Source organism: Kitasatospora sp. NPDC097643, assembly GCF_040302625.1.
Classification (GTDB): domain Bacteria; phylum Actinomycetota; class Actinomycetes; order Streptomycetales; family Streptomycetaceae; genus Kitasatospora.
In genome coordinates, this window is the sequence record NZ_JBEOSA010000022.1 from 26,248 (window position 1) to 40,363 (window position 14,116).

The 14,116-nt window shown below is 74.2% G+C and carries 11 protein-coding genes; 7 read left to right on the forward strand and 4 right to left on the reverse strand.

The window, feature by feature from the left end; genetic code table 11:
• Positions 1-7: 7 nt before the first annotated feature.
• The 3 genes from scpB (at position 8) to ABTY15_RS16515 (ending at position 3,244) form a co-directional block, all read left to right on the forward strand.
• On the forward strand, positions 8-601 hold the full coding sequence (gene scpB / locus ABTY15_RS16505; protein ID WP_350588738.1) for an SMC-Scp complex subunit ScpB: 594 nt from the start codon (positions 8-10) through the stop codon (positions 599-601).
• Between the two features lie 62 nt (positions 602-663).
• Positions 664-1,911 (forward strand): pseudouridine synthase, encoded by a 1,248-nt coding sequence (locus tag ABTY15_RS16510; protein WP_350587670.1) that lies wholly within the window; start codon positions 664-666, stop codon positions 1,909-1,911.
• Positions 1,912-2,260: 349 nt separating this feature from the next.
• Positions 2,261-3,244: a helix-turn-helix domain-containing protein gene (locus ABTY15_RS16515; protein WP_350587677.1), complete on the forward strand. Its 984-nt coding sequence runs from the start codon at positions 2,261-2,263 to the stop codon at positions 3,242-3,244.
• Between the two features lie 50 nt (positions 3,245-3,294).
• Here the strand turns inward: ABTY15_RS16515 and ABTY15_RS16520 are convergent, their stop codons facing one another.
• The 3 genes from ABTY15_RS16520 to ABTY15_RS16530 all read right to left on the reverse strand — a co-directional run bounded on the left by ABTY15_RS16520 (position 3,295) and on the right by ABTY15_RS16530 (position 7,559).
• Positions 3,295-3,657: a DUF952 domain-containing protein gene (locus tag ABTY15_RS16520; RefSeq protein WP_350587683.1), complete on the reverse strand. Its 363-nt coding sequence runs from the start codon at positions 3,655-3,657 to the stop codon at positions 3,295-3,297.
• A gap of 107 nt (positions 3,658-3,764) precedes the next feature.
• On the reverse strand, positions 3,765-5,312 hold the full coding sequence (locus tag ABTY15_RS16525; protein ID WP_350587697.1) for a mucoidy inhibitor MuiA family protein: 1,548 nt from the start codon (positions 5,310-5,312) through the stop codon (positions 3,765-3,767).
• A 3-nt stretch (positions 5,313-5,315) separates the two neighbouring features.
• Positions 5,316-7,559 (reverse strand): DUF4139 domain-containing protein, encoded by a 2,244-nt coding sequence (locus ABTY15_RS16530; RefSeq protein ID WP_350587699.1) that lies wholly within the window; start codon positions 7,557-7,559, stop codon positions 5,316-5,318.
• A gap of 410 nt (positions 7,560-7,969) precedes the next feature.
• Here ABTY15_RS16530 and ABTY15_RS16535 point away from each other — a divergent pair, with 410 nt between their 5' ends.
• The 4 genes from ABTY15_RS16535 to der all read left to right on the forward strand — a co-directional run bounded on the left by ABTY15_RS16535 (position 7,970) and on the right by der (position 13,069).
• Positions 7,970-9,055, forward strand: a complete 1,086-nt coding sequence (locus ABTY15_RS16535) for a prephenate dehydrogenase (protein WP_350587701.1) — start codon at positions 7,970-7,972, stop codon at positions 9,053-9,055.
• An 83-nt stretch (positions 9,056-9,138) separates the two neighbouring features.
• Positions 9,139-10,521 (forward strand): DUF4419 domain-containing protein, encoded by a 1,383-nt coding sequence (locus ABTY15_RS16540; RefSeq protein ID WP_350587707.1) that lies wholly within the window; start codon positions 9,139-9,141, stop codon positions 10,519-10,521.
• 176 nt (positions 10,522-10,697) lie between these two features.
• Positions 10,698-11,435, forward strand: a complete 738-nt coding sequence (gene cmk / locus ABTY15_RS16545; RefSeq protein ID WP_502893518.1) for a (d)CMP kinase — start codon at positions 10,698-10,700, stop codon at positions 11,433-11,435.
• Between the two features lie 179 nt (positions 11,436-11,614).
• Positions 11,615-13,069, forward strand: coding sequence for a ribosome biogenesis GTPase Der (gene der / locus ABTY15_RS16550; protein WP_350587718.1), 1,455 nt, complete (start codon positions 11,615-11,617; stop codon positions 13,067-13,069).
• Between the two features lie 136 nt (positions 13,070-13,205).
• Here der and ABTY15_RS16555 read toward each other — a convergent pair whose 3' ends face one another.
• The gene (locus tag ABTY15_RS16555) at positions 13,206-13,943 is read right to left on the reverse strand and encodes a hypothetical protein (protein WP_350588743.1); all 738 of its coding nucleotides are present in this window, start codon (positions 13,941-13,943) and stop codon (positions 13,206-13,208) included.
• Between the last annotated feature and the right edge of the window lie 173 nt (positions 13,944-14,116).

Sequence of the window (14,116 nt, forward strand, 5' to 3'; positions counted from 1 at the left end):
GATCCTGATGGTCGTCGACGAGCCCGCCGGGGAGGAACGGCTGGCCGCGGTGCTGGAGCGTCCCCGTGCGGTGGTGGCCGCCGCGCTGCGCGAGCTGTCCGCCGAATACACCGCCCAGGGACGGGGGTTCGACCTGCGGCTGGTCGCCGGCGGGTGGCGGATGTACAGCCGGGACACCTGCGCGACGGCCGTCGACCGCTTCCTCCTGGACGGCCAGCAGGCCCGGCTGACCCAGGCCGCGCTGGAGACCCTGGCGGTCGTCGCCTACCGGCAGCCGGTGTCCAGATCCCGGGTTTCCGCCGTCCGTGGTGTGAACTGTGACGGCGTGATGCGTACCCTGGTACAGCGAGGACTGGTGGAAGAGGCCGGATCCGAGCCCGAAACAGGTGCGATCCTGTATCGGACGACGAACTACTTCCTGGAACGGATGGGGCTCCGCGGCCTGGACGAGCTGCCGGAGCTCGCTCCCTTCCTGCCCGAGGTCGACGACGTGGAAGCGGAGTCCCTGGAGGGCACGATGATCGCGGAGGCGGTCGCCGCCGCTGCCGTGCAGGCCGCGGACGGCAGTGGCGAGGCCGGTCGGGCTGCGCCCGATCGGTAGGGGGCGGTGAGGTCGGCCGAAACGACCGCACATCCCAGACGGAACGACGTACGGACACTTTGATGCGTAGCAGTGGCAACGGCAGGAACAGCAGCGGCGGCGGAAGCGGCCGCGGCGGACAGGGCGGGGGCCGGGGCGGCGGCTCCTACGGCGGCGGCAGCGGCCGCGGCGGCTCGGGCTCGGGCTCGCGCGGAGGTTCGTACGGTGGTGGCTCCGGGTCGCGCGGTGGCTCGGGTTCGTACGGCGGTGGCTCGGGTTCGCGCGGCGGCTCCGGCTCGTACGGGCGGGACGACCGCCGCGACGACCGGCGCGACGACCGCCGGTACCCGGACCGTCCGCTGCGGCCCGAGGAGCGCAAGTACGACCGCCCCGAGTACGGCGGCGGCCCCAACGCCACCCCGGCCCGCGGCGGGTACGCCGGTCGGCGCCCCGGACCGGCTCCGCGGCCGCGCCGTGAGGGCCAGGGCGCCCCGGGCGACCCGCGCCGTCAGCCGCAGCGCTCGCGCGAGCTCCAGGCGAAGATCGAGGACGCCGTCCTCGCTCGGCACGACAAGCCGGCCGTCAAGCTGCCCAAGACCTTCGGCGAGCCCGAGGGCGAGCGCCTGCAGAAGGTGCTGGCCCGGGCCGGCGTCGGCAGCCGTCGCGCCTGCGAGGAGCTGATCGAGCAGGGCCGGGTCGAGGTCAACGGCAAGCGCGTGACCGAGCAGGGCAAGCGGGTCGACCCGCAGAAGGACGAGATCAAGGTGGACGGGCTGACCGTCGCCACCCAGTCGTACCTGTTCTTCGCGCTCAACAAGCCGGCGGGCGTGGTCTCCACCATGGAGGACCCGGACGGCCGCCAGTGCCTCGGCGACTACGTGACCAACCGGGAGACCCGGCTGTTCCACGTCGGCCGCCTGGACACCGAGACCGAGGGCATCATCCTGCTCACCAACCACGGCGAGCTGGCCCACCGTCTCACCCACCCCCGGTACGGCGTGACCAAGACCTACCTGGCCGCCATCCAGGGGCCGATCCCGCGCGACCTGGGCAAGCAGCTGGCGCAGGGCGTGGAGCTGGAGGACGGGTACGCCCGGGCCGACAGCTTCAAGGTGATCTCCAACGTCGGCAAGAACTACCTGGTCGAGGTGACCCTGCACGAGGGTCGCAAGCACATCGTCCGCCGGATGCTGGCCGAGGTGGGCTTCCCGGTCGAGAAGCTGGTGCGCACGCACTTCGGCCCGATCGCGCTGGGCGACCAGAAGTCGGGCTGGCTGCGTCGGCTGACCAACCCCGAGGTGGGGCAGCTGATGCGCGAGGTCGGCCTGTAGGTCTGTAGACCGGTCGGTATATTCGCCGGCTGCTCGGGAGCAATCTGTAGACCGGTCGGTCTATTTCCGTCGGATCCGATGGATTCTGTAGACCGGTCGGTATAAAACGGCATCTCTGGACCGGTCTACATATTCGCTCCCGGATGCTTCTGTTGAGGGCCTCCCCGCCGAGTGGCGGGGAGGCCCTCGGCATTTCGGCGGGGATGGGCTGTGAATCCGGCCGCACCGCTGGTCACGGCCTTGTCAGCGTCATGATCCGTGGCCGAGGATGGCCACCGGGCCACCACCTGCCGAGTGGCGGGACTGCGCCAGCACGGGCGCTGGGGCGGAAGGACGGGGAGACGGCGTCGTGTCCGATGCACCACTCAGCGCACTGGGACTGGCCGAGCCGGACGGGCAGGTCTACGCGGCGCTGGTGGCCAACCCGCAGTCCACTGCCGAGGAGCTCGCCGCGAGCTGCGGCCTGACGCCCCAGCAGAGCGTGCGCGCGCTGGACCGGCTGGCGCAGCAGGGCATGGCGACCCGGGCGCCGGTGGACCGGCACCGCTACCTGCCGGTCGCCCCCGATGTCGCGATCGGCACCCTGATCGGGCACCGCGAGTCCGAACTGCGCCACGCGCGGGCCGAGATGCACCGGCTGATGGACGCCTTCCGGGAGGCCTCCCGCTACACCGACCCGGCGCACTCGGTGGAGGTGCTGACCGGCGGTGAGGCGATAGCCCAGCGGCTGGAGCACATCACCGAGACCAGCCAGTACCAGGTGCGCGGCTTCGACTGCCCGCCGTACATCCAGGACCCGGTGGCGCCCATCCCGCTGCAACGGCGTCGGCTGAAGGAGGGGCTGCGGCTGCGGACCATCTACGACCGGGAGGCGGTGGCCTGGCCCGGGCGGCTGGAGCAGAACATCCTGGTCGGCGTCGCGGACGGCGAGGAGGCCCGGGTCCGGCCGGTGCTGCCGATGAAGATGATCATGTCGGACGACCGGATGGCCATCATCCCGATCAGCGTGGGCGACAGCGTCCTCGACGCCGCGTACGTGATCCACCCCTCCGCGCTGCTCCAGGCGCTGGACACCCTGTTCGAGGCGGAGTGGGAGCGGGCCGTGCAGCTCCAGGCCGCGATCGGTACCGGGGACGGCGGGCTGGAGCCGGAGGCCGACCACCGCAAGTTGCTGGGGCTGCTGGCGGCCGGCCTCACCGACGAGTCGATCGCCCGGTCGCTGGGCTGGAGCGCCCGGACCACCCAGCGCCGCTTGCAGAGCCTGATGCGGTCGCTGGGCGCCACCACCCGCTTCCAGGCCGGCATGGCGGCCCGGGAGCGGGGCTGGCTGTGACCCCTGGGCTGTGATCCCCGGGCAGTAGCCCGAAAGGGGATGCGGGGGGCTCAGCTCCAGGGGAGGAGCGTCGCCCAGCGGCCGTCCGGGCCGCGCTCGACCTTCTGCAGGCCGCGCACGGCGGAGCGGTTGAGCCGCCCGTAGATGTGCGGGAACAGCACGCCGGGGGTGGCCCCGGGCGGCGGTGCGCCGTGCGGGGCCTCCCACTTGACCATCGGCTCCACCAACGACTCATCGATCAGCAGCACCATCAGCGGGTCGTGAGCGTCGGCGAAGAAGGCGTTGGCCACCGCGAGCGCCGTCTGTTCGTCCGCCGAGCAGTGGATGAACCCGTCGGTGAGCAGCGACGCGGCGGCGTACGGCCGACCGGGGTCGGCCAGCCAGTCGTCCAGGGGAGCGAGATGGAGGATCATGTTCCTGTTGTACCCGGTTTGGTCCTGAGCGGTCGTCACGAGCGGGCCGGTGTCCGAAGCGTCGGGTAGCTGAGGCATCGGGAGTCCGGAGCCGGTGCGAGGCGGCGTCAGAGCCCGGCCACCTTGGCGGAGGCCGAGATCTCGTACACCAGGGTGACCGTCCGACGGGCGCCCGGGCCGAGCGGCACGTCCCAGCGGACGATGCCCTCGGCGTCGAAGGCGTCCGGGGCGGGGGAGCACTCCTCCTTGCGCAGCCGCACCTCGACCGCCGCCACCTCGGAGACCGGCACCCGCTCGCGGACCGTGACGACCTGCTCGTCCCGCTCCTCCGGGCCGGAGAACCGGGACAGGTGCAGCCGCACCGTGCGGGTGGTGGTCTGGCGGCCGGTGAGGCCGCCGGTGGCCTGCCGCTCCTCGGTCTCGCGGACCACCCGGTAGCCGTCCGAACTGCCGAAGGCCAGTTCGGCCTCGGCACCGGCCGCCGTGAAGCGCAGCTCGCCCCGGCCGGTGAAGCCGCTGCCGCGGACCAGCTCGACCGGTCCGGCCAGCAGCGGGTGCCCGGCCGCGTTGCGGAACCGGACCACCTGGGTGACCAGCGGGGACAGCTCGGGTGCGCAGGCGTACTCGCTGCCCGCCGGTCCGGTGAAGCCGCCGAGCGGCACCCGGTGCGCCCGGCCGTCGGAGGGCACGGTCGCCGGCGCGGGCGCGGGCAGCACCCGGACCTCGCCGCCGTCGTCCACCCCCGGCACCCCGGCCGCCGGGCCGAGTTCGCTGATCGCCTCCTCGCGCAGCTCGACCTCGACCGTGCGGCGCTCCTCCGTGGTGCGGGCGCGCAGCATCAGCACGTCCTCGGCGACCGCGGGCGGGTCGGTGGCGAGGGCCGAGCGGGCGGTGGAGAAGGTGAGCCGGACGCTCGCCCAGTCCTCGCCGGTGCGCTGCCAGACCACCGCCTCGGACTCCAGCCGCAGGCCGTCGCCGTCCAGGGTCGCCCGGTAGGACGGGCGCCAGAGCGCGCACGGCACCAGGTGGGTGACGGTCAGCCCGGCCGGCCCCGGCTGCGCCGCCTCGACGGTGAGTTCCAGGTGGGCGACCAGCTCGACCGGCTCCTCCTCGGCCTGGTCGCGGGCGATCAGGGCCTGGGAGCGTTCCTCCTCCAGGCGGCGCAGCCGGGAGCGGGTGGCGCGCAGTTCCTCGCCGTGGCGTTCGCGTTCGGCGTCCACCCGGTCGAGTTCGCGGGCCCAGCGGGTGCGTTCGATCTCGCCGATCCCGGCGCCCTCGCCGACCTCGCGCAGCAGGTCGGCGGAGAGCTGGGCGAGCAGGGCCAGCCGGGCGTCCAGCCGGGCGCGGGTCTGTTCGGCGAGGCGGGTCTCGGTCTCCAGCTCGTGCAGCCGGTGGCGCAGCGCGGAGTCGTCCGGGCCGGGCGGCAGCGGGGTGCGCGGGGTCCAGCTGCGGACGATCCGGGCGTCCAGGACGCGGACGCCGGGGGTGCCGCTCTCGGCACGCAGGGTGCGGTCGACGGCGAGCGCGGTGAGTGGGCCCAGGCGCAGCCGCTGGACGCCGGCGGCCAGGTCGACGGTCGCGGTCCGCTCGACCTGGCTCCGGTCCTCCAGGCAGGTGACGGCGGTGACGGGGAGGGGCGTGGTGACTCCGGTCATCGTTCAGTTCCTCCGGTTTCCGCCGACGATGGCCTTATCGGCCGGGATCTTGATCTGGTAGCCGCCGGCCAGTTCGGTGCGGCCGCCCGGTGGCAGTTCGACCCGCCAGAGCCGGGTGCTGGGCGGGCAGTCCGGCGTCGAGACGGTCGGGGCGTGCCAGTCGGCACGTTCCTCGATCCGGATCTCGGCGTCGGAGGTGACCGGCACGCGTTCGCGGACCTCCACGGTGACGGCGCGGCCCAGCCGGTTCGCCAGCTGGACGTGCACCCGGTGGTCGAGCACGGTGCTGCCGTTCAGGATGCCCGCGGTGGACTCGTGCAGCTCGGTGCGGCGCGCCACCTCGATGCTCTCGGTCACACCGATGCCCAGGCGCCGCATTCCGCCGGGCGCGAGGGTCGGCAGGGCGGCGGTGAGCAGGAACTCGTCGTCGACGGTGACCTCGACCGGTCCGGCCAGGACGGCGCGGTCGGTGCGGTTGGCGAGCACCAGGGTGGCGTACACCTTCTCCTCGACGGAGGGGACGGTGACGTACTCCGGGCGGACGGAGACCGGGATCTCGTCGATCGTGACGGTGTGCCAGACGCCGTCGGACGGGATGTCGGCGGGGGCGGTGGCGTCGAAGCGGTGGTCGAAGGAGCCGGCCGACTCGCGCGGCGGGACGGCGTGGCGGGGGAGCTGGAGGCGGTGGAGGCGCTCGCCGGCCGGGGCCGGGGTCCGGGTAGCGAAAGGGGACGCGTCGAGGGCGGCCTGGCGCAGGATGCCACGGCGGGCGGCGGGTTCGTCGGGGCCGGCCAGGACGAGGTCGGGGTAGTCGAGCAGGGCGGCGTCGGGGGCGAAGCCGGCGAGCCGCTCCTCGGGGGTGCCGGCTGCGTGCGCGCCGCGGCGGTGGCGGGATGCGAAGGCCGCCTTGGGGGTGGGGGCGGGCGGCGGAGCGCCGTACGCGGCCGGCGCGGCTTGCGGGGCGCCGTAGCCGGCGAAGCCGGGGGCCACCGGAGCGGCCGGCGGGGGTGCCGGGAGCGGGGCCGGGAACTCGTCGTCGACCTCGTGGACGTCCAGGGTGCCGCCGCGCGGGCCGGCGGGGCGGGCGCCCCCGACCCCGCTGACGCGGGTGCGAGGGGCGGAACCGGCGGGGCCGACCAGGGGCTTCGGCGCCGCTGCCGGGGCCGCGCCGCCCGGGGCCCGGACGGCGCCGGCGACCGCACCCCAGGCGCGTACGGGCGGCTCGGGGCGGGGGCCGGCCGCGTCGTAGCCGGCGAAGAGGTCGGTCAGGCCGGCCGGGGGCTCGCGCCAGCCGGACGGCGGCGGGGCGGGCTGACTGCGGCCGATCCGCAGCGAGCGCAGCCGGGGCAGGTCGGTGCGGCGGTCGAGGTCGGCGGTGGAGAGGGCGAGGCGGACGCCGGTCCAGTCCTCGCCGGTCTGTTGGGCGACGCTGGCGCGCAGGACGAGTCGGCCGGTGTCGGAGCCCTGCCGGTAGGACAGCCGGTAGGCGGGCACCCAGCGGGCGGCGGGGACGCCGTACTCCAGCTCGATGTCGAGGTGGGTGGTGGTCCCGGGGGCGGGGGTCCCGTCGGTGGGGGCCTCGGGTGCGGGCGCCTCGTCGGTGGCCGTGGGGGTGCTCAGGGTGAGCCGGACGGTGGCGGCGGTCTCCACCGGCCGGGACGGGCCCGCGGTGGATTCGCGCTCCAGCTGCTCGAAGACCACATCCCGTTCGTGTTCGACGAGTTCGATCTCCCGGGTGAGCTCCTCGGCGCGCTGCTGAAGCCCGGCCAGACGCTCGTCGACGAAGTCGGCGAGCTCCAGCCAGGCGTCGGCGGGCGTCCGGCGCAGCGGTTCGTCGCGCCGCCGCTGCGGCGGGACGGCGCGCAGGGCGCTGGTCTCGGTGATCGCGGCGAGCACCAGCCGGTGGCGTTCGTTGAGGGCGCCCAGGCGTTCCCCGGACTCGTCCAGCTCACGGCGGAGCCGGGAGAGCTCGGTCGGGTCGTGGAACTCGGCGACGAACTCCAGCCGCGCCTCGGTGACCGCCGTGCCGGCGGGGCCGGCGAGCACCCGGGCGCGCAGCGAGCGGCCGTCGAGCGAGGACGGCAGGCCGGTCAGCCGCAGTCGGCCGTCGGGCGGGAGGGGGACGGTGGCCCGGCGGCGGCAGACCGCGCCCTCGGCGTAGACGACGACGGAGTCGAGGACCGACGGGTGGGCCGGTACGGCCGGTGGTTTCGGCTGCCCGGCCCCGTTGCTGTGCTGATCGTCCATGCGCAACCCCTTTGTTCGCGTCTGCGTGCGGCGTCTGCGGCGTCACGTCCCTGCTGCGCTGCCGCTCTGCCGCTGTGGTGGCTGTGGTGCTCCGCTGCCGTGCTGCGTCCCGTGGTGCCGCGCTGCCGACGGGTACGCCCGTCCTCCTTGGGCGGCCAGTCTGCCGGGCTTCGGGGCGGGCGTCTCCGGATTTCCCCGGGCGCGGCGGGTACGCCTTCTGTGGGACGGGCGCGGGGGCGCTGCGGTTGCCGTCGGGGTGGTGGTCGGGGCGGTCCGGACGGCCGACCGACCGAGGGGTGGGCGGTGCCCCCGGCGGTGGGACGGATGCGAGAGGATGGGGCCCGTGCGTTCCCAGCCGTTCCGGGGGCGTGCCGACCGGTCCCGCAACCCGAGAAGGAGCGCCACCCGCCATGCGCACTGCCGTCGTCGTCGGTACCGGCCTGATCGGCACCTCCGCCGCGCTCGCCCTGGCCGGCCGCGGGCTGACCGTCCATCTGGAGGACGCCGACCCGGACGCCGCCCGGACCGCCGCCTCGCTCGGCGCGGGCACCATCGAACCGGCCGACGGCCCGGTCGACCTGGCGATCATCGCCGTCCCGCCCGCCCTGGTCGGCAAGGTGCTCGCGGACTGCCAGCGCCGGAACCTGGCCCGCTGGTACACCGACGTCGCCAGCGTCAAGGCCGGTCCGCGCAGCGAGGTCGCCGCGCTCGGCTGCGACACCGCCCACTACATCGGCAGCCACCCGATGGCCGGCCGCGAGCGCTCGGGCCCGCTGGCCGCCCGGGCCGACCTCTTCGAGGGCCGCCCCTGGGTGCTCACCCCCACCGCGGACACCGACACCGAGACCCTCAACGCGGCCCTGGAGCTGGTCGCGCTCTGCGGTGCCATGCCGATCGTGATGGACGCGGCCGCGCACGACCGTGCGGTGGCCCTGGTCTCGCACGCCCCGCAGCTGGTGTCCTCGCTGGTCGCCGCCCGGCTGGAGCACGCCGACGAGACCGCCATAAGGCTCTCCGGCCAGGGCGTCCGGGACGTCACCCGGATCGCCGCCTCCAACCCCGCCATGTGGGTCGACATCCTCTCCGCCAACGCGGGCGCGGTCGCCGACATCCTGGAGGAGGTCGCCGCGGACCTGGGCGACACCGTCACCGCGCTGCGCGCCCTGGACGCCGCCGAGGAGGGCGAGCGCCGGGCCGGTGCGGCCGGCATCGCGGCGGTCATGCGGCGCGGCAACACCGGCCAGGCCCGTATCCCCGGCAAGCACGGCGCCCCGCCGACCCGCTACGAGACGGTGGCGGTCGTCCTCGGCGACCAGCCCGGCGAGCTGGGCCGGCTGTTCGGGGAGGTCGGTGCGGCCGGGGTCAACATCGAGGACGTCGTCATCGAGCACTCGACCGGGCAGCAGGTCGGCTTCGTCCAGCTGTCGGTCGCACCGGGGGCGGTCAAGCCGCTCACGGTGGCCCTGCGGGCGAGCGGCTGGAGCGTCCGGGACTGAGGCGACGCAGTTCGGTGAGGGCCGAACCGGGCCGGGACTGAGGGATTGAACCGGGCCGGGACTGCCAGGGGAGGGGGCGAAGGATGATCATCGACATACCGCTCGGCGACGGTGAAGAGCCGGGCGACGTCGGCGAGTTGGAGGTCCTCGGGAACGAGGCCTTCCTGGCGGCGGTGGTCGGCGGGGAGTTCACCGTGCAGCACCGCAGCACGACGACGCTGCTCGCGGCGCCGGGGGAGGGGGAGCGGCCGGACGGTGAGCCGGAGCCGACCTGGAGCCTGCTGCTGCGCGCCGTCCACCAGGCGTTCTGCGCCCACCTGCCGCTGAGCCTGTCGCCGGACGTGCTCTGGTACGCGGTGGTGCACGAGGTGGCGGTGCACGTCCGGCTGGACGCGCAGCGGTACGAGGGGCTGTTCGCCCCCGGTGGCGGTGGGCGGATCACGGTCCCGGACGACAGCCTGGCGGGCCCGGAGCCGGACTGGTCGCGGTCGATCCGGTTGGTGCGGGAACCGCTGGCGGAGGCCGTCGGGGCGGAGCTGGTGGAGCTGTTCCAGCCGACGTTCTCGACCACGACGCCGGATGACGTCTCCACGGTGCTGGTGGCGCTGATGGACGTGGTCAGCCCGTACTACGACTTCCGGTGGACCACGCTGTGCGGCATCCCGAGGATCCGACTGGAGGGCACGGCGCAGGACTGGGCGCTGCTGGCGGAGCGGGTCGGCGGGCTCGCGGGGCGGTTCGAGGCGCTGGCGCCGTGGTTCGCCGAGCTGCGGCCGGTGCTGGACGAGATCGCGGCGACGGCGGCGGGCGGGCCGGTGGACGAGATGTTCTGGCGCTCGCTGTACAAGTGGGACTCCGAGTCCGGCGGGCCCTATGTGTCCGGCTGGATCACCGCCTTCTTCGCCCACACCCAGACAGTCGCGGGGCCGAAGCCGCGGACCGCGTTCGGTTGGCGGGAGTCGCACGCGCGGTTCACGGAGAACGCCTTCCCGTCGCACGTGTCGAAGGTTCCGTTCCGGTGGCAGCGGCTGGGCGACACCTTCGACATGGCCTTCGTCGGCGGGGTGCTCGGCATCGAGCGGGACGGCGGGTTCGTCCGGCCCCGGCTCGGGAACGCCGTGCTGCGGATCCTGCGGGCGGCTCCCGACCCGGCCGCCGAGCAGGCGCGGCTGGCCGCGGTCCAGCTGCCGGAGGGGTGGACCGTCGAGCGGGTGCGCGAGGTCAGCGGTGTGGAGAGCGCCGTGCTGCTCGGTACGGACGGGATCGTGGTGGAGGACCTGCGGACCGGTACGGAGCCAGGCCGGGCGGTCGCCCTCATCCGGTTCGTGATGGGCTCCCTGTTCCGGCTCGAGGGGGACGAGAACTGGTACTTCGGGCTGCTGGATCCGCGGACCGGTGTGGTCTCCCGGGGGAATGCGCTCGGGACGGACCTGGCGAGCGTCCTGCCGAAGATGTGGAACTGGTGACCCTCGCGGCGACCCCGTGTGGACGTCGCGGTGACCCCGTGTGGGCAGCGCGGTGACCTCGTGGTGACCCCGTGGTGGCCGCAGCGATGATCAGGGCGGATCGGGGTCCGGCGGCGGTCCATTAACCTTGAGGGAGACAATCCCCGGCCGCATGCCTGCTCCAGGCTCCGGCTCCCATGCTCAGAGAGAGGTTCGCCCCCGTGGACACTGCCGACCGAGCGCACGCCCCGGTCGTCGTCGCCATCGACGGACCCTCCGGCTCCGGCAAGTCGACCGTCTCGCGGGCGGTGGCCGCCCGGCTGGGCCTGAGCTTCCTGGACACCGGCGCCATGTACCGGGCGATGACCTGGTGGATGCTGACCAACGACGTCGACGTGACCGACCCGGAGGCGGTGACCATCGCCTGCGGCAAGCCGGTGATCGTGTCGGGCACCGACGCCGACGGCCCCACCATCACGGTGGACGGCCAGGACGTCTCCGGCCCGATCCGCGGCCCCGAGGTGACGGCGCAGGTCAGTGCCGTGTCCGCGGTGCCGGCGGTGCGGGCCCGGCTGGTCGAGCTCCAGCGCGGCTGCGCCGAGGTCGCCGAGCGCGGCATCGTCGCCGAGGGCCGGGACATGGGGACGGTGGTGTTCCCGAACGCCACCGTCAAGGTCTTCCTGACCGCTTCCGAGGCGGCCCGAGCCGAGCGACGGGCGGCCGAGCTGCGGGCGAAGGGCGTCGACGAGGCGACCATCACCGAGATGGCCGCCGACCTCGCCCGCCGGGACGCCGCCGACTCCTCCCGGAAGACGGCCCCGCTGACCCAGGCCGCGGACGCGGTCCTGGTGGACACCAGCGACCTCACCCTGGAGCAGGTGATCGAGCGGATCGTCGCCCTGGTGGAGGAGCGGGCCGGACTGTCGTCGGTCTGACCACCGACTGGGCACCTGAAGGCCTGAACGCCTGAACGCCTGAACGCCTGAACGACTGAACGACTGAACGACGGCGCCGACGAGGCGCCGCGGAGAAAACCATCGCGCTGCCCCGAGCGGGGCAGGTACGCACGGCACGCCCCTGGGAAGGGCCGGGCCGGGAAACGGAACAGACGAACATGACCGCAGAGCACTCCGCCACCGGCCACGGTGAGCTGGACGCCGCCGAGTACGCCGAGTTCATGGCGCTCGCCGCCGAAGAGGGCTTCGACCTCGATGACGTGGACGGCCTCGACGGCGTCGAGCACGTCCGGCTGCCCGTGCTGGCCGTCGTCGGCCGGCCGAACGTCGGCAAGTCGACCCTGGTGAACCGCATCATCGGCCGCCGCGAGGCCGTCGTCGAGGACAAGCCGGGCGTGACCCGCGACCGGGTCACCTACGAGGCCAGCTGGAACGGCCGCCGCTTCAAGGTCGTCGACACCGGCGGCTGGGAGATCGACGTCCTCGGCATCGACGCCATGGTCGCCGCGCAGGCCGAGCTGGGCATCGAGCAGGCCGACGCGGTCCTGTTCGTCGTCGACGCCACCGTCGGCGCGACCGACACCGACGAGGCCCTGATCAAGATCATCCGGCGGGCGGGCAAGCCCACCGTGCTGTGCGCCAACAAGGTCGACGGCCCGTCCACCGAGGCCGAGGCCGCGTACCTGTGGTCGCTGGGCCTCGGTGAGCCGTACCCCGTCTCCGGTCTGCACGGCCGCGGCTCCGGCGACCTGCTCGACGCCGTGATGAAGGCGCTGCCCGAGGCCCCGCCGCTGACCTTCGGCGACGTCGCCCCCGGCGGCCCGCGCCGGGTCGCGCTGATCGGCCGGCCGAACGTCGGCAAGTCCAGCCTGCTGAACAAGGTCGCCGGCGAGGAGCGGGTGGTCGTCAACGAGCTGGCCGGCACCACCCGTGACCCGGTCGACGAGATGATCGAACTCGGCGGCAAGACCTGGAAGTTCGTCGACACCGCTGGTATCCGCCGCCGGGTCCACCTGACCGCCGGTGCCGACTTCTACGCCTCGCTGCGCACCTCCTCGGCGCTGGAGAAGGCCGAGGTCGCGGTCGTCCTGATCGACGCCAGCGAGACCCTCGCCGAGCAGGACACCCGGATCATCTCGATGGCCGTCGAGGCCGGGCGCGCCGTCGTCATCGCCTACAACAAGTGGGACCAGCTGGACGAGGAGCGCCGGTACTACCTGGAGCGCGAGATCGAGCGCGACCTCGTCCAGGTGCAGTGGGCCCCGCGGGTCAACGTCTCGGCGAAGACCGGCCGGCACATGGAGAAGCTGGTCCCGGCGATCGAGACCGCGCTGGAGGGCTGGGAGACCCGCATCCCGACCGCCCGGCTGAACGCCTTCCTGGGCGAGCTGGTGGCCGCCCACCCGCACCCGATCCGTGGTGGCAAGCAGCCGCGCATCCTCTTCGGCACCCAGGCGGGCACCCGTCCGCCGCGGTTCGTGCTGTTCGCCTCGGGCTTCCTGGAGGCCGGGTACCGGCGCTTCATCGAGCGTCGGCTGCGGGAGGAGTTCGGCTTCGTCGGGACGCCGATCTCGATCTCGGTGCGTGTTCGGGAGAAGCGGAAGAAGAAGTAGTCCACGCCCGCGCCGACGCCGCTTCGGTGGGCGTGGGGGTGGGTGAGCGCGAGGGCCCCGTCACGGTGGTGACGGGGCCCTCGCGCGTGCCCGGGGCGGCCGGGGCGGGGTGGCAGCAGCTGGGTCGCTGCGGATGTCAGTGGTGGTTGCCGTTGCGGCCCGGGGGGAGCGAGAGCATCTGGCGGTGGCGGCCGCCGGTGGCGGGCGCGGGGGCGGTGGCGACCCCGGTGGCGGTGCCCATCATCGGCGAGGGGGCCGGGGGTGGTGCGGGCATCGAGTGCGAGGCCGTCGGGGTCGCGGGCGGGAGCGGGCCGAGGTAGCCGGCGGCCACCCAGCCCTGGCCGTTGGCGAAGTGGGGGGCGGGGGTGGAGCCGTGCTGGGCGGGGGCCTGACCGAAGCCGTCGCTGGTGGGGTTGGCGGGTTCGGGGTGGCGGTGGGTGTGCTCGTGCGGGTGGGGGTGGGTCTGGGCGTGGGTTGGGGTGTGCGCCGGCGTGTGGGTGTGGGAGGGGGCGTGCAGGTGGGGCTGGGCGCCGAGGTGGCCGGTGGTGTGGCTCGGCGGGTGGGCGGCGGTGGCGGTGCTGTGGGCGGTGCCGTGGGTCGCGGTCGGGCCGCCCTGCTGGACCGGTACGAACTGCGGGATGCCGGCCGCCTGGCCCGCGTAGGTGTGGAACGACTGCTGCGGGGACGGCGGGTACGGGCGGGGCTCGCCCAGCAGCGGGTAGCCGTCGCGGACCGCGAAGCCGGTGAACTTCATGTTCTCCTCGCCGGAGCGGTCGCCCGGCAGGGCGCGGAACAGCCGACGGTACTCGGAGTACAGCTCGTCGTAGATCGGCGTCGTCGAGTGCGGGTGCTCGGCGTCGTACGACGGGCGCATGCCCGGGATCGAGCGGGGGGCGGTGGCGGACCGGCCGGGGGATGCGGAGACGTCGTAGCTGTACACACGAGGGCCAACGAGTGAGGGGGCGGGGGGATGCGGGGTGCGGGGGTCCGGCCGGAAGGTGGCCTATGCCGAGAGGGGGAGGCCGGGGAGGCCACCTTCCGGGTGTC

Excerpts from the sequence above, each read along its gene's own strand:
- scpB (WP_350588738.1), top strand. The coding sequence starts at position 8 with ATGGTCGTCGACGAGCCCGCCGGGGAGGAACGGCTGGCCGCGGTGCTG.
- ABTY15_RS16510 (WP_350587670.1), top strand. The coding sequence starts at position 664 with ATGCGTAGCAGTGGCAACGGCAGGAACAGCAGCGGCGGCGGAAGCGGC.
- ABTY15_RS16520 (WP_350587683.1), bottom strand. The coding sequence starts at position 3,657 with ATGATCCTCCATCTCGCTCCCCTGGACGACTGGCTGGCCGACCCCGGT.
- ABTY15_RS16525 (WP_350587697.1), bottom strand. The coding sequence starts at position 5,312 with ATGACCGGAGTCACCACGCCCCTCCCCGTCACCGCCGTCACCTGCCTG.
- ABTY15_RS16530 (WP_350587699.1), bottom strand. The coding sequence starts at position 7,559 with ATGGACGATCAGCACAGCAACGGGGCCGGGCAGCCGAAACCACCGGCC.
- ABTY15_RS16535 (WP_350587701.1), top strand. The coding sequence starts at position 7,970 with ATGCGCACTGCCGTCGTCGTCGGTACCGGCCTGATCGGCACCTCCGCC.
- ABTY15_RS16540 (WP_350587707.1), top strand. The coding sequence starts at position 9,139 with ATGATCATCGACATACCGCTCGGCGACGGTGAAGAGCCGGGCGACGTC.
- cmk (WP_502893518.1), top strand. The coding sequence starts at position 10,698 with ATGCTCAGAGAGAGGTTCGCCCCCGTGGACACTGCCGACCGAGCGCAC.
- der (WP_350587718.1), top strand. The coding sequence starts at position 11,615 with ATGACCGCAGAGCACTCCGCCACCGGCCACGGTGAGCTGGACGCCGCC.
- ABTY15_RS16555 (WP_350588743.1), bottom strand. The coding sequence starts at position 13,943 with ATGCGCCCGTCGTACGACGCCGAGCACCCGCACTCGACGACGCCGATC.